The sequence below is a fragment of the Pseudoxanthomonas putridarboris genome (assembly GCF_038321125.1).
GTDB lineage: Bacteria > Pseudomonadota > Gammaproteobacteria > Xanthomonadales > Xanthomonadaceae > Pseudoxanthomonas_A > Pseudoxanthomonas_A putridarboris.
Genome location: NZ_JBBWWT010000001.1, coordinates 65,632 through 91,015 on the forward strand (window position 1 = coordinate 65,632; position 25,384 = coordinate 91,015).

31 protein-coding genes and 1 tRNA gene are annotated in these 25,384 nt (G+C 68.1%); 10 read left to right on the forward strand and 22 right to left on the reverse strand.

Going from position 1 to position 25,384, the window contains the following annotated elements:
* Positions 1 to 65 precede the first annotated feature (65 nt).
* From AAD027_RS00305 to AAD027_RS00315, 3 genes are all read right to left on the reverse strand, one after another.
* Positions 66 to 995, reverse strand: coding sequence for an MBL fold metallo-hydrolase (locus AAD027_RS00305; protein ID WP_341724018.1), 930 nt, complete (start codon positions 993 to 995; stop codon positions 66 to 68).
* A 382-nt stretch (positions 996 to 1,377) separates the two neighbouring features.
* Entirely contained in the window at positions 1,378 to 1,677 is a 300-nt protein-coding gene (locus tag AAD027_RS00310) for a hypothetical protein (RefSeq protein ID WP_341724019.1), read from the reverse strand.
* Positions 1,677 to 2,984, reverse strand: a complete 1,308-nt coding sequence (locus AAD027_RS00315) for a tryptophan--tRNA ligase (RefSeq protein ID WP_341724020.1) — start codon at positions 2,982 to 2,984, stop codon at positions 1,677 to 1,679. The genes AAD027_RS00310 and AAD027_RS00315 overlap by 1 nt, the downstream gene beginning before the upstream one ends.
* A 190-nt stretch (positions 2,985 to 3,174) precedes the next feature.
* On the opposite strand from AAD027_RS00315, the gene AAD027_RS00320 reads away from it, so the two are divergent.
* Positions 3,175 to 3,972 carry a hypothetical protein gene (locus tag AAD027_RS00320; RefSeq protein WP_425605376.1) on the forward strand — a complete coding sequence of 266 codons (798 nt, stop codon included), beginning with the start codon at positions 3,175 to 3,177 and terminating at the stop codon, positions 3,970 to 3,972.
* 78 nt (positions 3,973 to 4,050) lie between these two features.
* Here AAD027_RS00320 and AAD027_RS00325 read toward each other — a convergent pair whose 3' ends face one another.
* The 5 genes from AAD027_RS00325 to AAD027_RS00345 all read right to left on the reverse strand — a co-directional run bounded on the left by AAD027_RS00325 (position 4,051) and on the right by AAD027_RS00345 (position 6,654).
* The gene (locus AAD027_RS00325) at positions 4,051 to 4,275 is read right to left on the reverse strand and encodes a CsbD family protein (protein ID WP_341724022.1); all 225 of its coding nucleotides are present in this window, start codon (positions 4,273 to 4,275) and stop codon (positions 4,051 to 4,053) included.
* A 228-nt stretch (positions 4,276 to 4,503) separates the two neighbouring features.
* Positions 4,504 to 4,638, reverse strand: a complete 135-nt coding sequence (locus tag AAD027_RS00330; RefSeq protein WP_341724023.1) for an entericidin A/B family lipoprotein — start codon at positions 4,636 to 4,638, stop codon at positions 4,504 to 4,506.
* A 203-nt stretch (positions 4,639 to 4,841) separates the two neighbouring features.
* Positions 4,842 to 4,994, reverse strand: coding sequence for an entericidin A/B family lipoprotein (locus AAD027_RS00335; RefSeq protein WP_341724024.1), 153 nt, complete (start codon positions 4,992 to 4,994; stop codon positions 4,842 to 4,844).
* Between the two features lie 134 nt (positions 4,995 to 5,128).
* On the reverse strand, positions 5,129 to 6,052 hold the full coding sequence (rocF, locus tag AAD027_RS00340) for an arginase (protein ID WP_341724025.1): 924 nt from the start codon (positions 6,050 to 6,052) through the stop codon (positions 5,129 to 5,131).
* Positions 6,053 to 6,231: 179 nt separating this feature from the next.
* The gene (locus AAD027_RS00345; RefSeq protein WP_341724026.1) at positions 6,232 to 6,654 is read right to left on the reverse strand and encodes a hypothetical protein; all 423 of its coding nucleotides are present in this window, start codon (positions 6,652 to 6,654) and stop codon (positions 6,232 to 6,234) included.
* A 108-nt stretch (positions 6,655 to 6,762) separates the two neighbouring features.
* Between AAD027_RS00345 and AAD027_RS00350 the strand changes: the two genes are divergently transcribed.
* Complete coding sequence (locus tag AAD027_RS00350) at positions 6,763 to 7,614, forward strand: helix-turn-helix domain-containing protein (RefSeq protein ID WP_341724027.1); 852 nt, start codon at positions 6,763 to 6,765, stop codon at positions 7,612 to 7,614.
* A 75-nt stretch (positions 7,615 to 7,689) separates the two neighbouring features.
* Here AAD027_RS00350 and AAD027_RS00355 read toward each other — a convergent pair.
* The 4 genes from AAD027_RS00355 to birA all read right to left on the reverse strand — a co-directional run bounded on the left by AAD027_RS00355 (position 7,690) and on the right by birA (position 10,197).
* Positions 7,690 to 7,765: transfer RNA gene (locus tag AAD027_RS00355), tRNA-Thr, on the reverse strand.
* Between the two features lie 28 nt (positions 7,766 to 7,793).
* Positions 7,794 to 8,459 (reverse strand): SPOR domain-containing protein, encoded by a 666-nt coding sequence (locus tag AAD027_RS00360; protein ID WP_341724028.1) that lies wholly within the window; start codon positions 8,457 to 8,459, stop codon positions 7,794 to 7,796.
* A gap of 23 nt (positions 8,460 to 8,482) precedes the next feature.
* Positions 8,483 to 9,235, reverse strand: a complete 753-nt coding sequence (locus tag AAD027_RS00365) for a type III pantothenate kinase (protein WP_341724029.1) — start codon at positions 9,233 to 9,235, stop codon at positions 8,483 to 8,485.
* Positions 9,232 to 10,197, reverse strand: coding sequence for a bifunctional biotin--[acetyl-CoA-carboxylase] ligase/biotin operon repressor BirA (birA, locus tag AAD027_RS00370; RefSeq protein ID WP_341724030.1), 966 nt, complete (start codon positions 10,195 to 10,197; stop codon positions 9,232 to 9,234). Before birA ends, AAD027_RS00365 begins: the two co-directional genes overlap by 4 nt.
* Positions 10,198 to 10,675: 478 nt before the next feature.
* Here birA and AAD027_RS00375 point away from each other — a divergent pair, with 478 nt between their 5' ends.
* Positions 10,676 to 10,996 (forward strand): hypothetical protein, encoded by a 321-nt coding sequence (locus tag AAD027_RS00375; protein ID WP_341724031.1) that lies wholly within the window; start codon positions 10,676 to 10,678, stop codon positions 10,994 to 10,996.
* Between the two features lie 18 nt (positions 10,997 to 11,014).
* Complete coding sequence (locus AAD027_RS00380) at positions 11,015 to 11,773, forward strand: M90 family metallopeptidase (RefSeq protein WP_341724032.1); 759 nt, start codon at positions 11,015 to 11,017, stop codon at positions 11,771 to 11,773.
* 140 nt (positions 11,774 to 11,913) lie between these two features.
* Here the strand turns inward: AAD027_RS00380 and AAD027_RS00385 are convergent, their stop codons facing one another.
* The 5 genes from AAD027_RS00385 to dusA all read right to left on the reverse strand — a co-directional run bounded on the left by AAD027_RS00385 (position 11,914) and on the right by dusA (position 16,597).
* Positions 11,914 to 13,362 (reverse strand): ATP-binding protein, encoded by a 1,449-nt coding sequence (locus AAD027_RS00385; protein WP_341724033.1) that lies wholly within the window; start codon positions 13,360 to 13,362, stop codon positions 11,914 to 11,916.
* Positions 13,362 to 14,048, reverse strand: coding sequence for a response regulator transcription factor (locus AAD027_RS00390; RefSeq protein ID WP_341724034.1), 687 nt, complete (start codon positions 14,046 to 14,048; stop codon positions 13,362 to 13,364). Before AAD027_RS00390 ends, AAD027_RS00385 begins: the two co-directional genes overlap by 1 nt.
* Before the next feature lie 74 nt (positions 14,049 to 14,122).
* The gene (locus AAD027_RS00395; protein ID WP_341724035.1) at positions 14,123 to 14,527 is read right to left on the reverse strand and encodes a PepSY domain-containing protein; all 405 of its coding nucleotides are present in this window, start codon (positions 14,525 to 14,527) and stop codon (positions 14,123 to 14,125) included.
* A 147-nt stretch (positions 14,528 to 14,674) separates the two neighbouring features.
* The gene (locus AAD027_RS00400; protein ID WP_341724036.1) at positions 14,675 to 15,589 is read right to left on the reverse strand and encodes an arginine deiminase-related protein; all 915 of its coding nucleotides are present in this window, start codon (positions 15,587 to 15,589) and stop codon (positions 14,675 to 14,677) included.
* Positions 15,590 to 15,592: 3 nt separating this feature from the next.
* Positions 15,593 to 16,597, reverse strand: a complete 1,005-nt coding sequence (gene dusA / locus AAD027_RS00405; protein ID WP_341724037.1) for a tRNA dihydrouridine(20/20a) synthase DusA — start codon at positions 16,595 to 16,597, stop codon at positions 15,593 to 15,595.
* A 95-nt stretch (positions 16,598 to 16,692) separates the two neighbouring features.
* Between dusA and AAD027_RS00410 the strand changes: the two genes are divergently transcribed.
* The 6 genes from AAD027_RS00410 to AAD027_RS00435 all read left to right on the forward strand — a co-directional run bounded on the left by AAD027_RS00410 (position 16,693) and on the right by AAD027_RS00435 (position 20,019).
* Complete coding sequence (locus tag AAD027_RS00410) at positions 16,693 to 17,979, forward strand: site-specific integrase (protein ID WP_341724038.1); 1,287 nt, start codon at positions 16,693 to 16,695, stop codon at positions 17,977 to 17,979.
* A 34-nt stretch (positions 17,980 to 18,013) separates the two neighbouring features.
* The gene (locus tag AAD027_RS00415) at positions 18,014 to 18,343 is read left to right on the forward strand and encodes a type II toxin-antitoxin system RelE/ParE family toxin (RefSeq protein WP_341724039.1); all 330 of its coding nucleotides are present in this window, start codon (positions 18,014 to 18,016) and stop codon (positions 18,341 to 18,343) included.
* Positions 18,306 to 18,659 (forward strand): addiction module antidote protein, encoded by a 354-nt coding sequence (locus AAD027_RS00420; RefSeq protein WP_341724040.1) that lies wholly within the window; start codon positions 18,306 to 18,308, stop codon positions 18,657 to 18,659. Before AAD027_RS00415 ends, AAD027_RS00420 begins: the two co-directional genes overlap by 38 nt.
* Before the next feature lie 28 nt (positions 18,660 to 18,687).
* On the forward strand, positions 18,688 to 19,074 hold the full coding sequence (locus AAD027_RS00425) for a helix-turn-helix domain-containing protein (protein WP_341724041.1): 387 nt from the start codon (positions 18,688 to 18,690) through the stop codon (positions 19,072 to 19,074).
* 15 nt (positions 19,075 to 19,089) lie between these two features.
* Positions 19,090 to 19,230, forward strand: coding sequence for a hypothetical protein (locus tag AAD027_RS00430; protein ID WP_341724042.1), 141 nt, complete (start codon positions 19,090 to 19,092; stop codon positions 19,228 to 19,230).
* An 81-nt stretch (positions 19,231 to 19,311) separates the two neighbouring features.
* Positions 19,312 to 20,019 (forward strand): hypothetical protein, encoded by a 708-nt coding sequence (locus tag AAD027_RS00435; RefSeq protein WP_341724043.1) that lies wholly within the window; start codon positions 19,312 to 19,314, stop codon positions 20,017 to 20,019.
* Here AAD027_RS00435 and AAD027_RS00440 read toward each other — a convergent pair.
* The 5 genes from AAD027_RS00440 to trbL all read right to left on the reverse strand — a co-directional run bounded on the left by AAD027_RS00440 (position 20,001) and on the right by trbL (position 25,384).
* The gene (locus AAD027_RS00440; protein ID WP_341724044.1) at positions 20,001 to 21,224 is read right to left on the reverse strand and encodes a hypothetical protein; all 1,224 of its coding nucleotides are present in this window, start codon (positions 21,222 to 21,224) and stop codon (positions 20,001 to 20,003) included. The genes AAD027_RS00435 and AAD027_RS00440 overlap by 19 nt on opposite strands.
* A gap of 155 nt (positions 21,225 to 21,379) precedes the next feature.
* Positions 21,380 to 22,558 carry a TraB/TrbI/VirB10 family type IV secretion system protein gene (locus AAD027_RS00445; RefSeq protein ID WP_341724045.1) on the reverse strand — a complete coding sequence of 393 codons (1,179 nt, stop codon included), beginning with the start codon at positions 22,556 to 22,558 and terminating at the stop codon, positions 21,380 to 21,382.
* Positions 22,555 to 23,541, reverse strand: a complete 987-nt coding sequence (trbG, locus tag AAD027_RS00450; RefSeq protein ID WP_341724046.1) for a P-type conjugative transfer protein TrbG — start codon at positions 23,539 to 23,541, stop codon at positions 22,555 to 22,557. The genes AAD027_RS00445 and trbG overlap by 4 nt, the downstream gene beginning before the upstream one ends.
* Positions 23,538 to 24,245 carry a conjugal transfer protein TrbF gene (trbF, locus tag AAD027_RS00455; RefSeq protein WP_341724047.1) on the reverse strand — a complete coding sequence of 236 codons (708 nt, stop codon included), beginning with the start codon at positions 24,243 to 24,245 and terminating at the stop codon, positions 23,538 to 23,540. The genes trbG and trbF overlap by 4 nt, the downstream gene beginning before the upstream one ends.
* Positions 24,245 to 25,384 (reverse strand): P-type conjugative transfer protein TrbL, encoded by a 1,140-nt coding sequence (trbL, locus tag AAD027_RS00460; protein WP_341724048.1) that lies wholly within the window; start codon positions 25,382 to 25,384, stop codon positions 24,245 to 24,247. Before trbL ends, trbF begins: the two co-directional genes overlap by 1 nt.

The window sequence follows — 25,384 nt, forward strand, 5'->3', positions numbered from 1 at the left end:
GCTCCTGTTTGCAACACACGCCGGAAAAGCATCGCGGGCATGGCCCGCTCCTACAAGGGGAACGATCAGGGGCGGCCGCGGTCCAGCCACACGCCCAGGCCCTGCGCATTGAGTTCGATGTCCATCGCCAGCACGCGCTGCACCGCTTCGTCGTCCAGCGGCACCTGCTGCTGGAGCGCGCGCTCCAGGTACAGCGCGGTCAGGCCCGCGGTGAGGCAGCGGTGGCGGTCGGCGCGGCCGTCGCAGGAGATCGCGATGGCCACCATCGCATCGATCTGTTCGTGCAGCGCCCGCGCCAGCTTCGGCACCTCGCCGACGCGGCCGTAGTGGGTCAGGTGCATCGCCTCCGGCGAATACGACAGCATCCGCGCGATGGAGGCCTTCAAGGGCTCCGGCTCGAACTGCACCGGCGAGGTGGTGGGCAGGATGAAGGCGCCGGCCGGCCCGTCCAGTTCTCGGTACGACAGGCCGAAGGTATCGCCGGTGAACCAGCTTTGGCTGCGCGCATCCCAGATGCAGTAGTGGTGCCGCGCATGGCCGGGCGTGTCGATGAATTCCAGCGCGCGTCCGGCCAGTTCCAGGGTCTGGCCGTCCTCCACGACCAGCACGCGGTCCGCCGGTACCGGCTGGATCCGCCCGTAGCTGCGCTGCATCTCCTCCTCGCCATACACCGCGGTGGCACCAGCGATCAGCTTCGCCGGGTCGATCAGGTGCGGCGCCGCGCGCGGATGCGCCACCAGCCGTGCATTCGGCAACTGCTGCATCAGCAGGCCGGCGCCGCCGGCATGATCCAGGTGCACGTGGGTGACCAGCAGCCAGTCCACGTCGGCGGGCGCCAGGCCCGCGGTTTCCAGTGCCGCAAGCAGCAACGGGACGGAATGGTTGGTGCCGCAGTCGACGAAGGCGCCCCGGCCTTGCTCGACGATGAGATAGGCCGCATCGAAGTGGTCGCGCTGGAATGCGGTATCGATGGTGTGGATGCCGTGCGGGTTCATCCGGTGGCCTCGACGCTGGCGGATGCCCCGATTCTAGTCGCGGCCGCCATCGCGCACGACCCGTCTTTGGTCGGACACGAGTTCTCCTGCAGGAGCGGCTTCAGCCGCGACCGCGCGCACTGTCAGCCGGATGATCCGACCGGCACCGTGTGTACCGGACGCTCGGACACCGTAGGAGCGCCCCATGGGCGCGATGCTCTTGCTTGCCGCACACCCCGGGGAAAGCATCGCGGGCATGGCCCGCTCCTACAGGGAATCATCAGGGCCGCATGCAACAGAGCACACTCGGACACCTGTAGGAGCGCCCCATGGGCGCGATGCTCTTGCTTGCCACGCACCCCGGGAAAAGCATCGCGGGCATGGCCCGCTCCTACACGGTCGTTCAACCGCGCGCCAGCCACCAGCCGCGCAGCGGCACCGCGACGGTCAGCACGAACAGGAACGCGCCGTACGCCACCAGCGTGGCCAGCACCTGCTTCCAGATCGCCCCGGTGCCCACGTCGGCCAGGCCCAGCGCGTAGCCCCACCGCATGCCGACGAAACTCAGCACGAAGGCGACGACCAGGGTGGCGAGGTCGAACGCCCTGCGCCGCGATCCACGCGGCTGGCGCGGAAACAGCCAGAACAGTGTCCCCAGCAACAGGAACCAGGGCAGGAACAGGACCCCCGCCAGGTAAGGCATCAGGCCTCGCTTTCGCGCAATGCGGCCAGCGCGGCCAGCACCTCGTCCACCGGTACCTGCAAGACGATTTCCGGCGTCTCCATCGCATCGGCCTGCTCGGCCTGTTTCAGCACGGCGATCAGCCCGCCGGCATCCTTGGGCGAATCGAAGCCGTTGCTCTGCACCAGCACGTTGCCTTCGGCATCCACCAGCTTGAAATAGAAGCGGCCATCCTTGTCGCGATACTGCTTGAACTGCGGCAGCGCGGCCTTGCCGCCGCCCTTCTTTTCCTCCACCGCCTGCTGCGAAAGGTCGCGCAGGCCCACCGCGTGCCGCAGCTCGGCCACGAACGGCGTGGCGTAGCGGGCGCGCAGGCGTTGCGCGCCATCGCGCAGGATCGCCTCGATCTCAGCCGGCCGGGCCATCAGCGCTTCGTACTTCTCGCGCAGCGGCGCCACTTCGGCATCGATGCGTTCGAACAGTTGCTGCTTGGCGTCGCCCCAGCCGATGCCGTCGGCGAAGGCCTGGCGCATCGCGGCGGTTTCATCGGCCGACGCGAACGCCTGGTACAACTGGAACACGTGCGAGCCGTCGGCATCCTTCGCTTCACCCGGCGCCCTGGAGTCGGTGACGATGGAGGCGATCAGTTTCTTCAACTCGTTGCGCGGCGCGAACAACGGAATGGTGTTGTCGTAGCTCTTGCTCATCTTGCGGCCGTCCAGGCCGGGCAGGGTCGCCACGTTCTCCTCGATCACCACTTCGGGCAACGTGAAATAGTCCTTGCCGAACAGATGGTTGAAGCGCTGGCCGAAATCGCGCGCCATCTCGATGTGCTGGATCTGGTCGCGGCCCACCGGCACCTTGTTCGCATTGAAGATCAGAATGTCGGCGGCCATCAGTACCGGGTACATGAAGAGGCCGGCGGTGATGCCGGCATCGTCGTCCTCGCCGTCGGCGCGGTTCTTGTCCACCGCCGCCTTGTAGGCGTGCGCGCGGTTGAGGATGCCCTTGCCCGCCACGCAGGTCAGCAGCCAGGTCAGTTCCGGGATCTCCGGGATGTCGCTCTGCCGGTAGAACCACACCTTGTCCGGCTCCAGCCCGCAGGCCAGCCAGGTGGCCGCGATCTCCAGCGTGGAGCGCTGCACGCGCGCCGGCTCCTGCACCTTGATCAGCGCGTGATAGTCGGCCAGGAAGTAGAAGCTTTCCACCCCGGCCGCATGGCTGGCGGCCACCGCGGGACGGATGGCGCCCACGTAGTTGCCCAGGTGGGGCGTGCCGGAGGTGGTGATGCCGGTCAGGACACGGGTGGTGGAAGCAGGGGAAGTCATGCGTGATTCGCGGGAATTGCGGGAAGACGCCTAGTTTAACGGGTGTGGAGAGCGCGGGTTCCCGGTGGCGGGCTCCCGTTTGCCGCCGCACGGGCCGAACACGCCATGAACCGGCACCCGGGAACCCGCAACCCCGTCGCTCCCGTCCGCGCGTTTCCCCTTTCGTCCAACCCCGGAGAACGCCGCCATGCTGCAACGAATCCTCGCTTCCACCGCCCTGCTGGCCCTGTTGGCCGCCTGCACGCCGCTCGCCGCCCGGCCGCTGGTCGACGTCAGCGTGGTGGACCGCGATACCGGCCAGTGGCTACCCCGCCACCCGCACCGCGGCGACACCTGGGTCGCGGGCACGCCCGGCCATCGCTACAGCGTGCGGCTGGCCAACACCACCGGCGAGCGCGTGCTGGTCGTGCTGTCGGTGGACGGCGTGAATGCGATCACCGGGCAGACCGCGCATCCGGGCCAGGCCGGCTACGTGCTGGAACCGTGGCAGTCCACCGAGATCTCCGGCTGGCGCAAGTCGATGGACGACGTGGCGCAGTTCGTCTTCACCGACCTGGGCGACAGTTACGCCGCGCGCACCGGCCGACCGCGGAACGTGGGCGTGATCGGCGTGGCGGTCTTCCGCGAAGCGCGCCCCTATTACAGTCCCCGTTATCCGCCGCCTCCCATTACGCGTCCTTACGCGGAAAAGCGCGGCAGCGAGGCCGAGGCGGCGGCGCCCACCGCCGCGGAAGCGATGGCGGACGGCCGGGCCAACCGACAGAGCATCGGCACCGGCCACGGCCAGCGCGAATGGTCGCCGACCACGCGCACCGGATTCGAACGCGCCAGCCGGCAACCCGAACAGGTGTCGGAAATCCGCTACGACGAACACCGCCGGCTGGTGGCGATGGGCGTGCTGCCGCGCCATGTCCGTCCGCAGTGGCGCGACGATACCCCGCGCGCCTTTCCGAATGGCTTCGTCGCCGATCCGCCAGGCCATCGCTGACCCCGCATCGATGGCGTATGCGCAAAAAAACAACGGGCCGCGCAGGGCGGCCCGTTGTGCTCGACGCGGCGTCGCCGCTCAGTGATTGATGTTCTTGTCGTCCGAACGAAGGGTCCGCTGGAAGTCCTGCACTTCGGTATGGGCGCGGTCGCGATCCCACCCGTAACGCTCCTGCAGCTTGCCTTCCAGATACTCCGCATTGCCCTGCGCGACCTTGAAATCGTCATCGGTCAGATCGCCCCATTTGGCCTGGATCTTTCCCTTCAGCTGTTTCCAGTTGCCGGCGATGATGTCCTGATTCATGGTGTTTCCTCTACTTGATTGAGCGGCAGGGTGCGCCGCCTGGACAGCATCGCAAGCGGCGCGTTCCGGTGGGATCAAGCGCGCGTCAACGCGCCATTAGGAAACGCTGAACGATTCAGCGGCGTGAGGACGGCATTCGCGCTGCGTGCCGCCAGGCACGGGCATCGCGGAAAAGAAAACGGGCCGCTGTCCGGCGGCCCGTCTCCGTGATTCCCGAGGCAACGAAGCTTACTTGCCCGATGAATCCTCGACCTTCTCGCCCACCTTCTGCACGTCCTTGCCGAACCCCTTGACGGTGTTGCAGCCGGACAGCACGCCGATGGAGAACAGGGACAACAACATCAATGCGATGAAACGCTTCATAAGCGACTCCTGTGGACGGTGTTCATTGCCCGGGGGCGCCGCCTGACCTCCAGCCGGCGGCGATCCCACGGCAACAGTCTGATTTAAGCACGCTGGCTGGCGGCTGACCAAGGGCGGAAAAGCGGAAGGGCCGGAAAACCGGCCCTTCCGTCGGCGCGCGCCCAAGGACGCGGCCTGCCTATCGGGAAACGCACATCAGCGCATCAGCACTTGCCGTCCTTGCAGTCCTGCGCCTTGTCTTCCACCTTCTCGCCGACCTTCTGCACGTCCTTGCCGGCACCGGCCATGGTGTTGCACCCGGACATCACCGCAGTGGAGAACATCGCCATCAACAACAGGGCCATCGCACGCTTCATGTTATCGTCTCCTCAACCTTGGTATGTGCGACCACCATCGACGCGGCGGTGTATAGGTCACGTGAAACCCCCGGGCATCCGTTCAGTCCCAGTTCCCCTTCCCGGCGCCGCTTTCGCGGGAATGCCCTCGCTGCCTAGTCCCGCATCAGGGTCGACTTGCCGAACAGGCTTTCCACCAGGTCCACGGTCAGCTTGGCGGTGCGGTTGCGGCGGTCCAGCACGGGATTGAGCTCCACGATGTCCAGCGAGCCCATCAGCCGCGTGTCGGCGATCATCTCCATCACCAGTTGCGCCTCGCGGTAGTTGGGGCCGCCGGGCACGGTGGTGCCCACGCCGGGCGCGATGCTGGGGTCGAGGAAATCCACGTCGAAGCTGACGTGCAGGTGGGTGTCGGCGTCCACGCCTTCCAGCGCGGCCTCCAGCGTGCGCTTCATGCCCACCTCGTCGATGTAGCGCATGTCGTAGACATCGACGGCGTGGTCCTTGATGAGCTTCTTCTCCTCGGGATCCACCGAGCGGATGCCGATCTGCCGCACCATCGCCGGGGTGATCGCCGGCGCGTCGCCACCCAGCCGGGTCAGCGCATCCGGACCGATGCCGCACAGGCAGGCCACCGGCATGCCATGGATGTTGCCCGACGGCGTGACCGCGCTGGTGTTGAAGTCGGAATGCGCGTCCAGCCACAGCACGCGCAGTTTCTTGCCGGCCTGGCGGCAGTGGTGCGCCACGGCGGTGATCGAGCCGATCGCCAGACAGTGGTCGCCGCCCATCATGATGGGCAGGCGGCTCTTCTGCAGTTCGGACGTGGTGGCGTCCATCAGCGCGCGGTTCCACGCCACCACTTCGTCCAGATGGCGATAACCCTGCACCGGGTCGGTCCACGGATTGCGCGGGCCTTCCACGTTGCCGGTATCCACTACGTCCACTCCGCGCGCGGCCAGCGCTTCTCCCAGCCCGGCGATGCGCAACGCATCCGGCCCCATGCGGGCACCGCGATGCCCGGCCCCCACGTCGGTGGGCACGCCAATCAGGGAAACGGGAGGGAAAGCATGGCTCATGGGCAGATCCAGTGGGAAACCGGCCCACAGTCTATGCCGACCGCGATGACCGCCCTGTGGCATCGCAGCACGGACAACCGATCAGTCCGCCCGCGAGGCAGGATCGCGGGCCTGCCGAAGCCCCCGCAGCCGGCGATGGCAGCGCGCTGCGCCTGGACGGCGCATTGCGCTGCGGATCGTCACACAGGATGCGGCAGCGACCGCTTGCCTGCGGCGCGCAGGCCGAACCAGCCCAGTTCGACGAAGGCCAGCACCACCAGCGCCTGCGCCATCACGAAGCACACTCCGAACACGCTCGGCCGCCAATGCCCGCCGAATGCCACCCACACGCTGGCGACCACCCACGCGATGTTGATCGCGATCACCGCCTTCACCGCACCGCGCGGGATCCCGGACGACCGCGACAGCGCCAGCACGCAGGCGGCGAACACGACGCAGATGCCGCCCGCGGCTCGTTGCAGTCCGACGGGCAGGTTCAACAGCGGCGCCAGCAAGTCGGCCGCCGACAGCAACAACACCCCGGTCGCGCCGGTCGCCAGCGCGTCGGCCGCCATCAGGCGGTGGAGGAAACGGGGATGCGCGATCATCTGATGGAACGACATGGCAATGCTCCTTTCTGGTCGGATGGCCCATGCTGGCGTCGCGACGTCATCGGGTCGATTACCTGGCAGGTAATCCGTGCCGTTCGCCGCCTGCGATATAGTCCGGGCATGAGCACGACCGTCCTGTCGCAGCGCCCCATCGGTGAGCAGTTGCGCGACTGGCGCATGCGGCGCCATCTTTCGCAACTGGATCTGGCGAACCTGGCCGAGATCTCCCCGCGCCACCTGAGCTTCATAGAGACGGGACGTTCGATCCCCAGCCGCGCCCTGTTGCTGCGCCTGTCGGACCGGCTGGACATCCCCCTGCGCGAACGCAACCGGTTGTTCACCGCGGCGGGCTATGCGCCGATGTACGCCGAGAGGAGCCTGGACGACGAGGCCCTGGCGACCGCGCGCCGGGCGGTCGAACTGGTATTGCGCGGCCACGAGCCGTACCCGGCGCTCGCCATCGACCGCCACTGGCGAATGCAGGCGGCCAATCGTGCCCTTGCGCCGTTCCTCAAGGGCGTCGCGCCCACCCTGCTCGAGCCGCCCATCAACGTCCTGCGCCTGAGCCTGCATCCGGAGGGCGTCGCGCCGCGGATCGCCAACCTGGGGCAATGGCGCTCGCACCTGCTGGCGCGCCTGCGCAAGCAGGTCGAGAACACCGACGACGCGGTGCTCGCGGCCTTGCTGGAGGAACTCACGGCCTACCCCGCGCCCGCGCACAACGAGGAAGTCGATGCTGCGGCGATCGTGGTGCCGATGCGGTTCCGCAGCGAAGCGGGCGAACTCGAGTTCCTGAGCACGACCACCGTGTTCGGAACGCCGCAGGAAGTGACCCTGTCGGAACTGGCGATCGAATCGTTCTTCCCCGCCAATGCGAAGACGGCGCAAGTGCTGCGCACCCTGTCGCTGGTCGGCCGCGCGCTCCGTCCGTTCCCTTTCCTCGGGGGCAACCGGCGCGTACCGGGAACCTGACCTGCTCCACCGCGCGCATCGGCCCGGCGGGCGGGACATGCGCGGCGCGGCGCGATCAAGATCGCATCGAGGAGATGGTGCCGCTTATCCGAATCGAACGGATGACCTACCGCTTACAAGGCGGTTGCTCTACCAGCTGAGCTAAAGCGGCACGGGGCGCCGTCGGCGCGGCGGCAATTCTACCGCAGAGCGGTGCATTCCAGCGGCAACGGCGTGCCGGTGGAGGCGGTGCGGGCCAGCGCGGCGAGATCGGCGCCGTCGGCGGCGCCGGCATCCAGCCACCACTGCGAAGGACCGGCGCGTCCCACCGGCTGCAGTTGGGCGGGGAAACCGGCCGCCTGCAGCTGCGACTGGCGGCGCTCGGCGGCCTCGCGGCTGCGATAGCGGCCCAGCGCGATGCCATTGGCCTGTTCACCCTGATTGATCAGCAGGTAGTCGTCGAATCCGGCGGCGCCGATGCGAGCAGCGGTGGCCTGCGCCGCTTCGCGGTCGGCTGCGGGCGGCAGCACCACCTGGTAACCACTGGCGCCGACGCCGGGCACCTCGCGCAGCTGCGCGCGCAGCAACTGGCCCTGCAGGCTGTCCTGCGCCTGCCGGGCGCCGGCTTCGCTGGTGAACGACCCCAGGCTGAAGCAGCGGGAAGGTTCGGCGGTCGCCACGACCGCGCTCGCAGGCGCCGTGTCGGCAGGCGTGGGCGCTTGGCTTTCGTCCACCAGTTGCAGGCGCGCCACGCCGACCGGGATCTCCGGCGGCGGAAGAGGCTGTGGTTCAGGGCGGGTCAGCCACCACGCGGCCACCCCCAGGTTCAGGACGATCAACAGGACGATCAGGGCACGGATCAGCATGCGTCGATTCTAGCCAGCACCCGTCATGCCGGGATACCGGCACGCGCCCATTGCGCCAGCCCTTCCAGCACCAGCGACGACGCCATCACGCTTTCCGGCAGCAGCGGCCGCAGGACGTCCGCGCCACCGCCATGCAGCAGCAGGGCGGGCGCATGGCCCAATACGGCCCGCGCATGCAGCAGGCTGCGTTCGACCAGGCCGGCGGCGGCGCCCTCGCAGCCTGAAGCCAGCGCATCCTCGGTGCCGCGCGCGAACTCGACGTAGCCGCCCCCTTCGGCCGGCAACTGCACGGCGGCGCGATGCAGCGCCTCGCGCATCAGCCGTGGCGACGGCCCGATGCGTCCCCCCATGTGCCGGCCATCGGATGCCAGCAGGTCGATGGTCAGCGCGGTGCCCACGCCCGCGACCAGCCACGCCTGCGGCGCGCGCGCGCGCGCGGCCAGCAAGGCGAGGAAACGGTCCACGCCCATGCGCGCGGGCTCGTCGTAGGCGATGCGCACGCCGGCCATGGCCGGCTGGGTGCGGGCGATGGAGATGCAGGCGAAGCGCGTGGTCAGCCACTCCACCACGGCCGCCGTCAATGCCGGCGACGCCACGCTGGCCAGGCAGGCCACGGCCGCGCCGAGTTCGGCTCGCGGGGGCACCGTGGCGTCCAGGGCGGCGATGAAACCGGCTTCGTCATGGCCCAGCGCCTCCACGCGGCCCAGCGTGCCGTCCACCTGCAGGGTGGCGCACTTCAAACGCGAATTGCCCAGATCGAACAACCAGTGGTTCATTGCATCCTCACGCTGACTTCGCCGGCATGCACATGCCGGACCTCGTGGCCGATGCGCACGCGCAGGGCGCCATCTTCACCGATGCCGTCGGCCACGCCATGCGCATCGCCATCGGCGGCATGCAGGACGACCTCGCGGCCCGCCAACGCATCCAGTGCCGCGTAGCGCGGCAGGAACGGCGGCAGTCCTTCCTGGTCGAACGCGTCCAGCGCCGCCAGCAGCGCGGAAACCAGCCGCGCGGCCAGGGCATTGCGCGATGGCGGGGCGCCCAGGGTCGCCAGATCGATCCAGGGCTGGTCGATGTGGGCGGCGACGTCCATCGGCATGCGCACGTTCACGCCGATGCCGATCACCGCGCGTACCGGGCCGCCATGCTCGCCGCCGCCTTCCACCAGCACGCCGCCCAGCTTGCGCCCCTGCGCCACCAGGTCGTTCGGCCACTTCAGCGCGACCTGCGGATAACCCGCCTGCCGCAACGCTTCGGCCACGGCGATGCCGACCACCAGGCTCAACCCGCCCAACCGCGCGAGCCCACCGGAAAACTGCCGCGACAGCGACAGGTAGAGGTTGGACGCGATCGGCGAGGCCCAGTAACGGCCGCGTCGGCCGCGCCCGCCGGTCTGCTGTTCGGCCAGCAGCACGGCGGTGCCCGATTGCGGCGCGGGACGGCGCAGCAGTTCGCTGTTGGTGGAATCCAGCGACCAGGCGACCTCCAGTGCGGCGAGTTGCCCATGCGGTGTCGGGGCCAACTGCGCGCGGATGGCGTCCACGTCCAGCAGTTCCATTGCCTCGGCCAGGGCGTATCCGCGTCCCGGCTGCGCATCGATGCGCACGCCGCCTTCACGCAGCGCCTCGATGCGTTTCCACACGGCGGCGCGGGTCAGGCCGGCGTCGCGCGCCAGCGCATCGCCGGACACCGGGCCTTCGATCAATCGCTGCAGCAGCTCGCGCTCGCCGCTCATGCGCGACGCCGCCGGGAACGCGCGCGCGCCAGCGTGCCTTTCTCCATGCCGACGCCACGGCGGCGACCTGGCGGGAGGCTGCCGGGCACCGAACCTGGCGGATACGCGGACGACAGCGGAAGAAGGGGCGACAGCATGGCGTCATTATGGGCCACGGCGCGCCGGGCCCCGCCATCGGGCAGCTGGCTGCAACGCGACGATCAACGTGCCCTGCCCGGCTGCGCATCGATGGCGATATCGGTCCTGGCCGGATGATCCCCGCCGATCGATGGACATGCGCGTGGCGCGGTCAACGGACGGGCGCGGTGGACGTGGCCCGGCCTGCCGCGTCGCAACAGGTCGGCGCTTTCCCACGATCCGTCGCCGCCTGCGGGCGTTTCGTCGCAACAGGCCCGTCCATTCATCACGTCGGGGCGCTTTCCGGCTATAGTCCGGCGGGTTCACTGGCCGCTGTACCCCGACAGACAGGAGTCATCCGATGCTTCGCGCCAGCCTTACCTTGCTGCTGTTCTGCGCCTCGGCCGCGGTGTTCGCCCAGAACGGGCGCACCGGCGCTGCGGGCAATGCCACGGCCTGCCAGGACATCGCGGACCGCGCAGTGGCGGAGCGGCAATCCGAGGCGGCCCCGACCACCCCGGATGCCCAGCGCGCCCGCGCCACGGCGGTGCGCAGCAAGTACGCCAGCCAGGCCACGGCCAACCCGGCCACGTCGCGTGGCGGCGGCGACGACGACACCTCCTCGCTGCCGCGCAGCCGGGGTTCGAAGTGGCACAGCTTCCTGCCCGGCATGTTCCGCTGAAGCTGCCGCCCTGATCCCATGATCGGAGTGCTGCGGCGGTTCCGTCGCCCCGCCCCCTTCATCGAAGACGCCCTCTGGCAACCCGTGCGCACGCGGACCCCGTGGGTGGCCGGGCTGGACGACGCTCGCGCGGAATCGCTGCGCGGACTGGCCGCGCGCTTCCTGCACCAGAAATCCATCACGCCCGTCGCCGGCCTGCAGCTGGACGACGCGCAGCGCGCGCAGCTGGCCGCACTGTGCTGCCTGCCGTTGCTGGAATTCGGCGAAACCGGCCTGCGCGGCTGGTCGCAGCTGATCGTCTATCCCGATGCCTTCCGCGTGCACCGCAGCCATACCGATGCCGCCGGCGTGCTGCACGAATGGGAGGACGAACTGGCCGGCGAAGCCTGGGGCGCGGGCCCGCTGATCCTGTCCTGGGCCGACGTGCAGGCCGACCTGGCCGAACCCGATGCCGGCTTCTGCGTGGCGGTGCACGAGATGGCGCACAAGCTGGACGTGCTGGATGGCGAAATGGACGGCACGCCGCCGCTGCCGCGCGAGTGGCACCGGCAATGGGCGCGCGATTTCCAGCGCGCCTACGACGACTTCTGCATGGAGGTGGACCTGGGCCGCAGGACGAGCATCGACCCGTATGCGGCGGAGGCGCCGGAGGAATTCTTCGCGGTGGCCACGGAATACCACTTCTCCGCGCCGCAGGTGCTGACGGAGGCGATGCCGGCGGTGGCGGAACACCTGAAGCGGTTCTACGGTCCCTCGCCATTCGCAGCTCCCGTGTAGGAGCGGCTTTAGCCGCGACCGCACCAGCCACGTGTGGCGGCGCGCGACGATGAACACGCCGCAGCGCGTCGGGTGGATAACCACCCCCTGATTCCCATACCTGTGGCATGCGACATGCGCGGTCGCGGCTAAAGCCGCTCCTACAATCCGGGCGGCAACGTCACCTCGAAGCGCGCGCCGCCCAGTTCCTCCGAACGCCGCACATGCAGCTCGCCGCGATAGTCGCGGATCAGGTCCTGCACGATGGACAGACCGATGCCATGGCCCTGCACGCGCTCGTCGCCGCGCACGCCCCGCTGCAGCACCTTGGCGACGTCGTCCTCCGCGATGCCCGGGCCGTCGTCGTCCACCGCCAGGAACAGGCCCGGCCGGCGCTGCGGCGCGGTGGCGCCCAGCTTCACCGTCAGCAGCACGCGCGAGCGCGCCCACTTGAAGGCGTTCTCCAGCAGGTTGCCCATCAGTTCCTGCAGATCGCCGGGCTCGCCGTGGAAGCGCGCCCGCGGGTCTATCTCGAATTCGCAGATCACGCCCTTCGCCGCATAGACCTTCTCCAGCCCGCGCACGATTTCCTCGGCGTGCGGTTCGATCGGCACCGGCGCGGAGAACAGCTTGTGGCCGCTGGAAGCCGCGCGCGCCAACTGGTACGAGACCAGGTTGTTCATGCGCTTGAGCTGCACGTCCAGTTCCTGGCGCATCGCCTGCGGGTCGCTCTGGTTGTCCAGCTGCGTGCGCAGGACCGCCAGCGGCGTCTTCAGGCTGTGCGCGAGGTCGGCCAGCGTGTTGCGCTGGCGCTCAAGGTTCTCGCGCTCGCTTTCGATGAAGGCGTTGATGCTGTCGGTCAGCGGCTCCAGTTCGCGCGGGTGGCGCTCGGTCATGCCGGACAGTTCGCCCCGCTGCACGCGGGTCAGCTCGGAGATCACCCGCCGCAGCGGGCGCAGGCTCCAGCGCAGCACCAGCATCTGCAGCAGCAGCAGGATCAGTCCCGCGCCGCCCAGGTAGACCCACAGCGAACCCCGGAACACGCGGATCTGCGCGGTCAGGGTCTGCGCGTCTTCCAGCACGTAGATGCTGTAGGGGAATTCGGGATGCTGGCTGGTGCCCGGCCACACGTAACCCACGCCGTAGCGGAAGGCCTGCGCCGGCGTTCCGTCGGCGCGGGTGATCGGCAGCGGGCCCTCGAACGATTCCTGCAGCGCGCCCAGCATCGGCGGCTCGGGCAGGCCGGGACCCAGCGTCGAATTGGAACCCCAGGGTCCGCCGGGCAGCACCACCTGCGCGTACAGCCCGCTGTCGGGCATGTCGAAGCGGGGATCGGGCGTGTTGTAGGGGGGAATGAGCGTGCCGTTACGGCCGAACTCCACCTCTTCGGTGTACTTCAGCGCATAGCTCTTGAGGCGCTGGCGCAGGTTGTCCTGCGCGGTGTCCACGAAGGCGCGGTCGAGCGCGTAGCCGGCCAGCGCCAGGAAGGCCAGCAGCGCCAGGCTGGCGGCCAGCAATTGGCGCGCGCGCAGCGAACGCGGGCGCCAGCCACTGAACCGGTCGCGCCCGTCCGATGGCCGCGCCGCGGCGCCGGTGCCCGGCGCGGGCATCAGCCCTCGTTGGTGCGCGGGATGGCGAAGCGGTAGCCGCGGCCGCGCACGGTCTCGATCGGCTTCAGTTCGCCTTCCGGATCCAGCTTCTTGCGCAGGCGGCCGATGAAGACCTCCAGCACGTTGGAATCGCGGTCGAAGTCCTGCTGGTAGATGTGCTCGGTCAGGTCGGCCTTCGAGACCAGCTCGCCGGCGTGCATCATGAGGTACTCGAGCACCTTGTACTCGTAGCTGGTCAGGTCGACGTTGCTGCCGTTGACGCTGACCGTCTGCGCGGCCAGGTCCAGCGCCACCGGTCCGCACTCCAGCGTGGGCTTGCTCCAGCCGGCGGCGCGGCGCAGCAGCGCATTGACGCGGGCCAGCAGCTCTTCCACGTGGAAAGGCTTGACCAGGTAGTCGTCGGCGCCCTGCTTCAGGCCTTCCACCTTGTCCTGCCAGCTGGAGCGCGCGGTCAGGATCAGCACCGGGAACTTCTTGCCTTCGTCGCGCAGCGCCTTGATCAGCTCCATGCCCGACATCTTCGGCAGGCCCAGGTCGATGATGCCCACGTCGAACGGCACCTCGCGCCCCATGTACAGGCCCTCCTCGCCGTCCTGCGCCGCATCCACGGCAAAGCCTTCGCGCTTCAGGCGCGCCGCCAGGGTTTCGCGCAGGGGGGCTTCGTCTTCGACCAGCAGGATACGCATGGACTCTCCTTGGAATGCGGGCGGCGCGTGTGGCCGCGATTACTCGAGCTTGACCCGATGGATTCTACGTAAGACTACGGGCGGGAGGGGTTATCGCCGCGTGCAGGCGACGGGCTGGGCACGTCGCGGGGCGATCGCACGCGCGAGTCGCTGCGGCGCGCGCCGCCGGCATCGTCCATCGTGCGCACGCGGCCACGGTCGTCCACGTACTTGACCCGGTTGACCTCGCGCCCGTCGTACTGCATGCGCTCCACGCTGAGCACCTGGCCGCCGGTTTGGTTGCGCACGCGGCGCACGGAATCGGACATCGAGCTGCGATGGCCGCCGTCCTCGCTACTCCGCGGTGGGCTGCGCTCGGCGCGCGGCGGATTGTCGCCACGCTCGCCTGCCTCCTGCGCCTGCACGGTGGCCACGCCGCCGACCAGGGCGATCAGCGCCACGAGGGCGGTACGACAGGTAAACGAACGGAAGCTGGGCATAACGGAATCGTAACGGATCTGGGGCCGCCAAACTGAACGTAGCCCGAAACCGCCTGGTGGGAATGGAAGCGAAGTCTTGGCTCGGAGCGGTGAATCCGGTCTGAACTTATCCACAATGCGATGCCGCCAGTTCAGGCTGATGAACCACTAGAAAACCTCGGCCACACAACACCTTAGCGAGCCGCCACCGGCCTCGATGGCCTCCAGCGGCACGCTGCGCACCGCGAATCCGGCCCGCTGTTCCAGCGCCTCGCGCGTGCCCGCCGACAAGGCCTGCCGGGCCCGCCGGCTCATCCAGACCGACCGCTCCGCCAGGGCGATGGCATTGCCGGCGAAGGCGGCGTGTTCGGCCGGCGACAGCATCACGGCATGGGGGCCGTACAACGCCTCCAGCGCCCCGACCACGGCCGGATCGGCGAATCCGCCCGGGCATACCAGCGCCGCGCGACCGGCCAGCACCGCCAGCACCACGTTGGTGTGGTACTCGCCCGGGGCCAGTTCGAACATCAGCGTGGCGCGCAGGCCGAAGGCATCATGCATCAGCGCGGCACCGGCCTCGTCGCAGCGCTCGGACAGGCCGCAGAAGCCCAGGCCGCGCGCGCGGTCGATCACCAGCGCTCCGGTCAGCTCGCAGGGATGCGGCTGGGCGGACAGGTCGGTTTCGGCATAGCCCAGTACATCGCGGAAGAAGCCGCGGATATCGGAACGCAACGCCTCGCGCCGGCGCACCTCGTGGCGCATGCGTCCGATCACCAGCCGTCCCGGCGCTGTGGCGAAGACGTTGTTGGGGAACACCGCATCCGGCGTGTCCTCGTGGCCGGGGAAGCAGAACACCGGCAATTCCGCCGACAGCGCGCGGTGCAGGCCGTGGTGCTCGCGCAGCGCGGCGCCGGCATCGAACGCGTCGGCCGTCGCCATGTAGCGGTTGTCCTGCGCGGACTGTTCGGCACGCACGAAACCGTCCGGCGAGACCAGGAACGCCGCCCGCGCGGTGCCCGGGCCGAAGTCCGGCGCCAGCGCGCAGGCATGGGCCAGAAACGCCTGCGGGTCGCGCGTGATCATGCGTCAGGCGGCCGGCCGCAGTTCGCGCGCGGTGGCGGCCAGGGCCTGTTCCACCAGCGACCAGTCGGCGCCCGGCCTGTGCGCGCCCTCGCTGAGGATCTGCCGGAACGCGCGCCCACCGGGCTGCGCATGGAACAGGCCCAGCACGTGCCGGGTCATGTGCTTCAGCGCCACGCCGCACGACAACTGGCGCTCCACGTAGGGCCGCCATGCGCGCAGCAATCCGGCGCGATCGCGCAGGTCGCCGCCGGACAGCGCGGCATCCATTTCGTGCAGCACGTAAGGCTCGTGGTAGGCGGCGCGGCCGATCATCACGCCATCGGTGTGCCGCAGGTGCTCGCGCACCTGCTCCACGGTGGCGATGCCGCCGTTGATCGCCACGATCAGTTCCGGCCGCTCGCGCTTGAGCCGGTAGGCCCAGTCGTAGCGCAGCGGCGGGATCTCGCGGTTCTCCTTCGGCGACAGGCCCTGCAGCCAGGCCTTGCGCGCGTGCACGAAGAACACCCTGCAACCCGCGGCGGATACCTGCTCGATGAAGGCATGGAAAAGGTCGTAGTCTTCCTGCTCGTCCACGCCCAACCGGCACTTCACCGTCACCGGCACGTGCACCGCCGCGATCATCGCGGCCACGCAATCGGCCACCAGCGCGGGTTCCCTCATCAGGCAGGCGCCGAAACGCCCCGCCTGCACGCGGTCGGACGGGCAGCCGACGTTGAGGTTGACCTCGTCGTAGCCCCAGTCCTGCGCGATGCGCGCGGCCTGCGCCAGGTGCTCCGGCTCGCTGCCGCCCAGTTGCACGGCGACCGGATGCTCGACCTCGTCGAAGCCCAGCAAACGATCACGGTCGCCATGGATGACCGCCTGCGCGTGCACCATCTCGGTATACAGCCGCGCATGCGGCGCCAGCAGCCGGTGGAACACGCGGCAGTGCGAATCCGTCCAGTCCATCATAGGAGCGACAGCGATCATTTTTTCGTTGTAATTCAATGTCTTATCCAATAAAATCATCCACATAAATCGGGCGTGTGCACCCGCGTGTGCACTGGATTTCGCCCGATTTCGCCCCTCTACGACGGCCCGGTGCACATATAGCGCACACGAAAATGGCGACGATCACCCGACTCAAGTCGGGCCACTGGCGGGTTCAGGTCCGACGCAAACAATCGTATGCCAGCGAAACCTTCCTGCGCCACGAGGACGCGAGGAAGTGGGCGACCGCGGCCGAGCGGCAAATCGATCTTGGCGAGTCGCCACTGAAGCGCAGCAAAGCCGACCCCAAGACCCTCGCCCATCTGATCGACCTGCACGTGGACGACATGCGCGAAGTCGGCAAGGCACCCCGCCGCTCCAAGCAATTCACGCTCGACGCCCTCCGGGCCAAGCTCGGCAACGTCAGGCACAAGGATCTGACCCGCGAGCGCCTGATCCAGTTCGGCAAGGATCGAGCAAAGGAAGGTGCCGGCCCGGTCACGCTGAGCGCGGATCTCGGCTACCTCAAGCTGGTGCTGACCCATGCCGCCGCGGTGCACGGTGTCGACGTCAAGGTCGAGCCCGTGAATCTCGCACGCGTTGCCCTCAAGCGGCTGGGACTGATCGGCAAGTCCCGCCAGCGCGACAGGCGCCCTACTCCCGACGAGATCAGGCGCCTGCTCGACCACTTCGACAGCAACCGCTACCTGATGATCCCGATGGGCCGCATCGTGCGCTTCGCGATCGCCAGCGCGATGCGCCAGGAAGAGATCAGCCGGATCCGCTGGAGCGACGTCGACGTGGAACAGCGCGTCGTGCTGGTGCGGGACCGCAAGGATCCGCGCGAGAAGGACGGCAACAACCAGTTGGTGCCACTGCTCAACCTGGGCGGCTATGACGCATTGCGCCTGATCCGCGTGCAGCGCAGGTACCAGCCGCGCGGCGACCTCATCTTCCCCTACAACCCGCGCTCGGTTGGCACCGCGTTCCGCCGCGCCTGCCGCGAGCTGAAGATCGAGAACCTGCACTTCCACGACCTGCGTCACGAAGCCACCAGCCGCCTGTTCGAGGCGGGCCTGCGCATCGAGCAGGTCGCACTCGTCACCGGCCACCGCGACTGGAAGATGCTCAAGCGCTACACGCACCTGCGTCCCGAGCATCTGTACCGCGACAAGGCCAAGCGTCCCGCGGATGACGTGGCCGAGGTGGTGCGCGCCGCCGTCCGCTCGCTGGCGACCGAACTGCACGTCACGCCGGTCCAGCAGGCGTCCTCCATCGACACAAGAGCAGCGACCCTCCAGGAAGCCGCACCGCTACTGCAGCAGTTGGCCGCGCTGCTGCTCGATCAGGATTCACCCCCGCCAACCGCGCCTCCGCCGCCGGGCAAGTCCCGCCCCAGGCTCACCGTGGTGCCGAAGTGAACCACCCTTGCCCGCCTGTAGCCTTTAAGCTACAATGACCGACGTCGAAGTCCGTGAGTACCTGACCTCGGACGGGCGCTGCCCGTTCGGCGAATGGCTCGCTGGCCTGCGGGACCGCCAGGCCCGGACCCGGATACTCGGGCGGCTCGACCGGATGCGCGCGGGACTGCGTGGCGACTGGAAAGCTGTCGGCAAGGGCGTCTTCGAGCTGCGTGTCGACCACGGCCCCGGCTATCGCGTCTATTGCGGTCAGGACGGGGAAACGCTGGTGCTGCTGCTCTGCGGCGGCGACAAGCGAACCCAGGCACGAGACATCGAGGTTGCCCATGACTACTGGCAAGACTACAAAGCCCGCAGCGGCTAGCCGACCTTTCAGCGTAGGCGCCTACCTGCGCGACGAGGCGGATGTGGCCGCCTATCTCGAATCCGTGCTCGAAGATGGCGATGCACGCGTCGTGCCCGTCGCCCTGCGCACCGTCGCCGAGGCGATGGGCGGCATGTCCGCGTTGGCGGTACGTACCGGGCTGAGCCGGGAAACCCTGTATCGCACGCTCTCGGAGAAGGGCAATCCGCGCCTCGACACGCTGACGGCGATCCTGGCCGCGTTCGGACTCCGGATGGCGGTGGCGCCCGTGCCTTCCCGTCAGCGCCAGCGGTCACGATCGATTGCACAGGCGTAACAAGGCCTTGGCTCCACTGGAGACTTCGATGACCAAGAACTTTTCCGTACTGGAAACACGAATGTCGCCTGAGACGCGTGCCCGTTCCGACGCACTTCACCGCAAGCACGCGGCTGAAATGCCGTTGAGTGACTCGCATCCGTCCGAGGCATATGCCAGCGTTTGGGATGCGCTGTCCGATAAATCTGCAGAAGCCGCCAACCTCAGGGTGAGGTCGGAACTGATGCAGCAACTCTCAGCCGTGATCCAAGGACGCGGCTGGACGCCGGCCGAAGCCGCGCACTACTCCGGCGTCGACCCGTCCCGTGTTGACGACCTTCTGCGCGGCAGCATCTCCCGCTTCTCGCTTGATGCGCTGGTCGACATTTCCGCGAAGCTCGGCCAACAAGTTCGCATCCGACTGGAACCCCGTTAGCCACCGATCACAAGAATGGACGACACGCTATTCGACGAGCTGCTACGCAGCATGGAGCAAATGGACGGCATCGTCCGCGGCCAACATTCTCCCTCGCGTGCGTTCGATCTCGAACTGCCGGGCCAGGAGCCGGCAGAAGACATCCTTCACGACTAGGGTCGGCCCAGGCTGGAGCTTGTGAACCCGGAACGTCGCCATCCCCATCCCTACGGTTCCTGCACGCAAAGGAACGCCCAGGTGACTGAAGATCCAGCAGCAACGGCAGATCAACGGCCTGCACCTCCCGTCACCCCAGACATGATCCGGCGGATCCTCCTCGGCATGGAGGACGCCGAGATTCGCTATCGCTTCCTTCTGGACTACAACGACCAACTGGAGAACTTTGTTGGCCACATGGTGAACGCATTCCTGGCATGGGAACGCCTCGATGCGCGAATCACCAAGGACGAACCGAGTGCACACCTCACCGCGCTCGTTTACGGTGCTCTGCATACGCACCTCGTGGCGATGAAACTCTTGTTGGAAGGCTTGCTAGTTCCTTCCGGCAACTCGCAGCGTTACGTCCTGGAAAGCATCGCGACGGCCCTGCTGCTGTCCAGACCGTCTCTCGGATATCTGGATCGCTACGTCAAGAACACCTATTCCACGACCAAGGCAATCCGGGACGTCACAAGGCACGCGAAGGCGCTGGGACTTGAGAAGAGTGCGCTCGCGACACTCAGCCAGCGCAGCAAGCTCTACGACCTCTACAGCCATCCCACGCAGTTTGCGTCCGCCTCACTGTTGACGCTGCAGGCGGAGAATCCACAGACCGTCCTGGGCGGACACTTCGACGAAGGAAAGGCGCTGGCCTATGACAACGAGATCTCCTCACGCACCAGCTTGGCCAGCCTCTTTCCCAACATCATCTACGCGGTGGGACGCAATTATCTGGATCCAGCCTGACACGTCTCGCCTTCCGAATCCCGCTCCTCGTCCGTGATGCCACGAAGATAGGCCCCCGAGAGTACCGGATCGATTCTTGCCGCTTGGGCCAGCGCCCATGCCGACCATGCTTCGAGTTCCGCAGGAAGCGTATTCCCGGAGCCGTTGCTGATCGCACGCACTTCCTCCACATAGGCCCGGATGTCGCGCGCTTGCCGTAGCGCCAGCGCTTCCCCGAGCAACCGATCGACCCGAGCCTTTTCTGCTCGGATGCGTCTCTCCTGAACCCGTCTGGCTTCCTCCTCCCGCTGACGCCGTGCCTGCTCGATGAGATCGGCTTTTCGATTGGTCAACCATTCGAAACGATGCTGCTCTCCAAATCGGTAACGCATCTCGCCCAATACGATCAGGCTGACGACGATCTGCTGCAAGTGCGACTCGACCCGGTCGCCAGGCTGATCCAGCCACTCGCTGCGAATTCCTTGCAGTCCTTCGTACGAGGCCGCGATCCGGAGCACCAGTTTCTCCGTCGCCGGACGCACCAGTTCCTCCGAGGTGCGATATCCCGATCGCCCGCGTTGATGGGGATGATCCAGATGAAATCCCACGTACTGTTCGCCAATATGGGCGCCGAAGTCGCTCGGGTCGTTGCCCGACAGGGTGCCTTTCATTCCGCAACGCCCCAGGGCGGCGAAGATGCTGCTCAGTATGCGCAGCCTGCGTTGCTCGAACGGCGACGCGAACAGGGGCCGATCGGATCGATAGCTGTACCGCTTGCGGGCATCCTCCTCGCGCCGCAGCAATCCCGCGACCAACCCATGCGGTACGCGCAGATCGCGCACCATCGTCACCTTTCCTACCAGCCGCGAGACTCTGGCCACGAGCTCGTCGATCGGCTCCGGAAACTCCGGCGGCGGCGGGATCTCTGCCTCGATGAGTTCCGCGTCAGGGATGCTCTGGCGCCAGTACCTGCCGCGCCCCGGAAATACCAAGTCCGGCATGCCCAGGCCCCGCGCAGGAAGCGCGGGCCGGAACACCCGCTTGCCCGACTGCACTTTCGCCCAATGCCCGCGCGGCGGGATCGGGACCAGATGCTTGCGACAAGTCTTGGCCAAGGCCACGTCCGATATATCGAGACGGGCCGCGACGGTCTTGATGGGTTCCGACCAGACGGCGCGATAAAGGGCCTCACGCGAGATCCGCTGCGCACTTCCATTCGCGGCCAAGTCTGGTCTCCCCAATGAAGTCGTGTCATTGCGGCATGCCTTCCACGAGGCGGGCTGGCATGGAGGACACGGGCCGCATTCAATTCAACGACGTTCCAAGCAACGGGGAACCCTACCCGCAGATGCTCTGCGTTTACGTCCTTGTTGCAGCACGGTTACCGTAGCACCAGATCGCGGTTCACCACCACCCGCACCGGAAACCCCGCCCGTACCGTCAGCGTCGGCTGCAGGTCGAGATTGCGGCGGGTGACTTGCTGGCCGACCTGGTTGACGGTCTCCTGCACGCTCTCGCGCGTGGCGATGACGATGCGGCCGTCGGCATCGACACGATCGGGCGCGGCCAACTCAGCGCCGATGCCGATCAGGGTCGAGAGCGCTGCGCCGGCGAAGATCCGGCGCCAGTGCCAGTCCACGCGATCCTCCACCCCTGACTGGCCGGCCACGTCGGTCGCGGGCAGGCGGTCGAGCACCAGCGAGGAACCGTCCGGGCGGATCAGCCGCGTCCACACCAGCAGCACGCGGCGCTGGCCGTAGGCGACCTGGCTGTCGTACTGGCCGATCAGCCGTGAGCCCTGCGGCACCAGCAGGTGCCGTCCGGTCAGGCTGTCGTAGACGTGCTCGGTGACCGTGGCGATCACCTGCCCCGGCAGGTCGGAGTTCACCGCGGTCAGCAGTGCGGCCGGGATCACCGTGCCGGCCATCAGCTGGTACGGCGAGCGCGGCGTCTGTACTTCCGCACTTCCGTAAATCCGGCTGTCCGGTTCGGCATCGACGAACGCCTGTTTGCCGGCCTGCCGGTTCTGCGCCATGTACTCGTCGGCGGCTGGCGCTGGTGCCGGCAGGGACGGGATTTCCGGCGTGGCGGCAATAGCCGTTACCGGCATTTCCGTCGTTGTCGCCGGCGCAGCCGCGGGTGATGCCGTCCGGCCGGCCTGAAAGAACACCGGCGCCTTCGCCGCAGCTGTGGCCTCTTCCTGCAATCGCTGCTCCTCGGCACGGGCCGCCTCGTCCTCCGGCGGGGTGTCGTCAACTCCTTCGCCGAAACCGGGAGCCTGGTCTTCGGAGGCCAGTGCCGGCGCTATCGGCACCTGCCGATAGTCGCTCGGCAATGTCTGCAATCCTTCCGCCGGCGACACCCGCTCGACGTTGTGCGCCTCCTGCGCCGCCGCATCCCGCTTTTCCGGCTTGCGGAACGCCCACAGCGTCACCAGCAGCACGCCCAGCGCCAGCCCGCCGACCAGCACCGCCAGCGTGCGGCGGTTGAGCCGCGTTACCGGCGCCGGCCGCGCGCGCAGCGCCAGCTTCTCCGGGCTTTCCTTCGGCGGGACGCTCACCGTCGCCCCGCCCTCGCCGTCCGGCGTTGCCCGTCGTCGCGCTCGATGCGCACCACCTGCTGGCGCTCGCCGCCCAGGCGCAGTTCGGCCGCGCCGAACAGGCGGTCGACGACCAGGTACGGCAATCGCACCCGGTAGTTCACCAGCTGCGTGTCGCCCTCGGCGCCGATCACGAACAGCGGCGGCAGTTCGCCCTGGCCGATGCCGGGCGGGAACTGGATGTAGACCTTGCGTCCGTCGTCAAACGCGCGCAGCGGCCGCCACGCCGGCGTGTCGCCGCTGATCACGTAGCGGAACCGCAATTGCTCCAGCGCGATGCCCTCGCCTTCCGCCGCCTGTATCTCGGCCGAGCGGTCCCGAGCGCGTAGCGTGCGCACCAGCTCGCCCGGATACGTCCACTCGACCGAGGCCATCCACGTCTCCGTCGTTGCCGTCAGTTCCACGTGATAGGTGCGCCGGTCGGTGCTGATGAAGAAGTTGGTCTTCAGGCCGGCGCGGTGCGGCCGGACGATCAGGTGGACCCGTTCGTCGGCACCGCTGCCGCTGACGGTGTCGCCGATGATCCAGCGCGCAGGATCGCCAGCCACGGAGATGAGCTTCTCGCCCGGCTGCAGCGCGATCTCGGTGACGTGCTCGGGGCTGGCATAGACCTGGTACAGCGCACCGGCGCTGTACGGCCACACCTGCATCGCGTTGACGAAGCCGTCCTTGACCGGCTCGATGCGCGCCATCCGGTTCGCCGACGCGATGTCGCGCGCAGGATCCCCGAAAGCGGGCTTCGCACCCGTGGGCGCGGGCTTGAGCTGTCCGGGCAGCGGCAGCGGCGTCGGCACCTCGACCACCTCCACCGGCGCCGGCAGCTCGGACGCGGGCAACGCCTCGATCTCGACCGGCTCGTCCAGCGCGATCTGCGGCGCCGGGCGCGTCGTGGCACACGCAGCCAACGCCACGCACAGGATCGCAAGCATCAGAATTCGGTTCATGGCGTTTCTCCCACGGCGGTGGCGCCGAGCTCCCGGCTCCAGTCCAGCCCGTTGACGTAGATCCCCAGCGGGTTCTTGCGCAGGCGCACCACATCACGTGGCGGCTGCAGCACCACGGTCACGATCGCCGTCCAGCGCTCGACGCCGCCGGGCGAGCCGTTGACCGTACTGCGCTCGATCCAGCGCAGTTGGAAGGAGGACTCCGAGGCGCGCACCACGCTGGTCACCTCGACCGCCACCGTCACGCGCCCCACGCGCGCGAACGGATCGTTCTCGCGCGCATAGACGTTGAGCGCCGCCGCGCCGCGGTCGGTGGCGTAGTCGTAGGCTTCCAGCCAATTGCTTCGCAGCACCACCGGATCCAGCGGCAGCGAACGCACGTTACGGACGAAGCGCTCCAGTTCGCGCGCAATCTGCGCGTCGGTCGGTCGATAGGCTTCCAGCGCCGGCCCGATCGCACGCACCTGGCCGAGGGTGTCGACCTCGACCACGTACGGCACCACAGTCGAGCGGCCGAGGTGCCAAACCAGCCCGCCGACCGCCAGCGCCGCTATGGCGAAGCCGCCGTACGCCATCCGCCGCCAGTCGCGCGCCTGCGCGCTGGAACCGCCAATGCGCTCGTCCCAGACCTGTCCCGCCTTCTGGTACGGAGTCGCCGGCTGCGGCGTCTCGGAATAGCGAAGTCCCGCACGACGGAAGCGCATCAGTCGTCTCCCAGCTTCGGCCCGGCGCCGCCACCGCCGCGGTCGGAGGAGCGCACCACCATTGCGGCGGTCGCCAATCCGCGCGTCGTGCGCTGACGACTCTGCTGCATCCGCTGCGCCCAGCGCGGCGCGCCACCCGACGGCCCGCCGGACGGGCCGCTTGGCTTGCCGCCGGCCATCGCCGCCGCCGGCGCATGCGATGCCTGCGGCGCACGGCCGCGCGTACCCGCACCGAGCGCGCTACCGGCGATCCGCGCGGCGCCCACTGCCGCGGCGCCTGTCGCGGTGGTGACACCGGCTGCGGCCAGCGCCACACCCGCCGCCGCGCCAGCACCGAGTTGTGGTCCGCCCGACACCAAGCCGGTGGCGATTCCCGGCCCGAACAGCCCCAGGCCAAACAGTGTCAACGACCCGAGCATGATCGCCAGCGCATGGTCGATCGACGGCTCGGTGCCGGGCGGTAGGGTGAACTCATCGAACAGTCCGGTGCCGATGCCGACGATGACCGCCAGCACCAGCACCTTCACGCCCGACGACATGACATTCCCGAGGACTTTTTCCGCCAGGAACGCCGTCTTGTTCCATAACGCGAACGGCACCAGGACGAACCCTGCCAGCGTGGTCAGCTTGAACTCGATCAGCGTGACGAACAGCTGCACCGCGAGCACGAAGAAGCTCAGGATCACCACCAGCCATGCCAAGAACAGCACGGTGATCGAGTCGAGATTCACGAACACCTGCGGAAACCCAGCCATCTCCTGGATCTGGTCGAGCATGGGCCGTCCGGCCTCGACGCCGACCTCGGCGAGCCTCCCCGGCCGCAGCAGTTCCGCCTCGCCGATGGACGCGCCGGACGCCAGCAGCCCGAGCCCGGCGAACGAGCGGAACACGATCTCCGCCAGCGCGTTGAAGTTGCCGATGATGAACGCGAACGCGCCCACGTAGAGGATCTTCTTGATCAGCCGCGCGATCACGTCGTCGTTGCCGCCCATCGCCCAGAACAGGCCCGCGAGGGTGACGTCGATGACGATCAGCACCGACGCCAGGAACGCCACCTCGCCACCCAGCAGCTCGAAGCCGCTGTCGATGTACTGCGCGTAGACGTTGAGGAAGCGGTCGATGACGCCCAGGTCGTCCAC

Bases quoted from the DNA above. Each gene is read 5' to 3' on its own strand.
- AAD027_RS00305 (WP_341724018.1), bottom strand. From the start codon at position 995: ATGAACCCGCACGGCATCCACACCATCGATACCGCATTCCAGCGCGAC.
- AAD027_RS00310 (WP_341724019.1), bottom strand. From the start codon at position 1,677: ATGCCTTACCTGGCGGGGGTCCTGTTCCTGCCCTGGTTCCTGTTGCTG.
- AAD027_RS00315 (WP_341724020.1), bottom strand. From the start codon at position 2,984: ATGACTTCCCCTGCTTCCACCACCCGTGTCCTGACCGGCATCACCACC.
- AAD027_RS00325 (WP_341724022.1), bottom strand. From the start codon at position 4,275: ATGAATCAGGACATCATCGCCGGCAACTGGAAACAGCTGAAGGGAAAG.
- AAD027_RS00330 (WP_341724023.1), bottom strand. From the start codon at position 4,638: ATGAAGCGTTTCATCGCATTGATGTTGTTGTCCCTGTTCTCCATCGGC.
- AAD027_RS00335 (WP_341724024.1), bottom strand. From the start codon at position 4,994: ATGAAGCGTGCGATGGCCCTGTTGTTGATGGCGATGTTCTCCACTGCG.
- rocF (WP_341724025.1), bottom strand. From the start codon at position 6,052: ATGAGCCATGCTTTCCCTCCCGTTTCCCTGATTGGCGTGCCCACCGAC.
- AAD027_RS00345 (WP_341724026.1), bottom strand. From the start codon at position 6,654: ATGTCGTTCCATCAGATGATCGCGCATCCCCGTTTCCTCCACCGCCTG.
- AAD027_RS00350 (WP_341724027.1), top strand. From the start codon at position 6,763: ATGAGCACGACCGTCCTGTCGCAGCGCCCCATCGGTGAGCAGTTGCGC.
- AAD027_RS00360 (WP_341724028.1), bottom strand. From the start codon at position 8,459: ATGCTGATCCGTGCCCTGATCGTCCTGTTGATCGTCCTGAACCTGGGG.
- AAD027_RS00365 (WP_341724029.1), bottom strand. From the start codon at position 9,235: ATGAACCACTGGTTGTTCGATCTGGGCAATTCGCGTTTGAAGTGCGCC.
- birA (WP_341724030.1), bottom strand. From the start codon at position 10,197: ATGAGCGGCGAGCGCGAGCTGCTGCAGCGATTGATCGAAGGCCCGGTG.
- AAD027_RS00375 (WP_341724031.1), top strand. From the start codon at position 10,676: ATGCTTCGCGCCAGCCTTACCTTGCTGCTGTTCTGCGCCTCGGCCGCG.
- AAD027_RS00380 (WP_341724032.1), top strand. From the start codon at position 11,015: ATGATCGGAGTGCTGCGGCGGTTCCGTCGCCCCGCCCCCTTCATCGAA.
- AAD027_RS00385 (WP_341724033.1), bottom strand. From the start codon at position 13,362: ATGCCCGCGCCGGGCACCGGCGCCGCGGCGCGGCCATCGGACGGGCGC.
- AAD027_RS00390 (WP_341724034.1), bottom strand. From the start codon at position 14,048: ATGCGTATCCTGCTGGTCGAAGACGAAGCCCCCCTGCGCGAAACCCTG.
- AAD027_RS00395 (WP_341724035.1), bottom strand. From the start codon at position 14,527: ATGCCCAGCTTCCGTTCGTTTACCTGTCGTACCGCCCTCGTGGCGCTG.
- AAD027_RS00400 (WP_341724036.1), bottom strand. From the start codon at position 15,589: ATGATCACGCGCGACCCGCAGGCGTTTCTGGCCCATGCCTGCGCGCTG.
- dusA (WP_341724037.1), bottom strand. From the start codon at position 16,597: ATGATTTTATTGGATAAGACATTGAATTACAACGAAAAAATGATCGCT.
- AAD027_RS00410 (WP_341724038.1), top strand. From the start codon at position 16,693: ATGGCGACGATCACCCGACTCAAGTCGGGCCACTGGCGGGTTCAGGTC.
- AAD027_RS00415 (WP_341724039.1), top strand. From the start codon at position 18,014: ATGACCGACGTCGAAGTCCGTGAGTACCTGACCTCGGACGGGCGCTGC.
- AAD027_RS00420 (WP_341724040.1), top strand. From the start codon at position 18,306: ATGACTACTGGCAAGACTACAAAGCCCGCAGCGGCTAGCCGACCTTTC.
- AAD027_RS00425 (WP_341724041.1), top strand. From the start codon at position 18,688: ATGACCAAGAACTTTTCCGTACTGGAAACACGAATGTCGCCTGAGACG.
- AAD027_RS00430 (WP_341724042.1), top strand. From the start codon at position 19,090: ATGGACGACACGCTATTCGACGAGCTGCTACGCAGCATGGAGCAAATG.
- trbG (WP_341724046.1), bottom strand. From the start codon at position 23,541: ATGAACCGAATTCTGATGCTTGCGATCCTGTGCGTGGCGTTGGCTGCG.
- trbF (WP_341724047.1), bottom strand. From the start codon at position 24,245: ATGCGCTTCCGTCGTGCGGGACTTCGCTATTCCGAGACGCCGCAGCCG.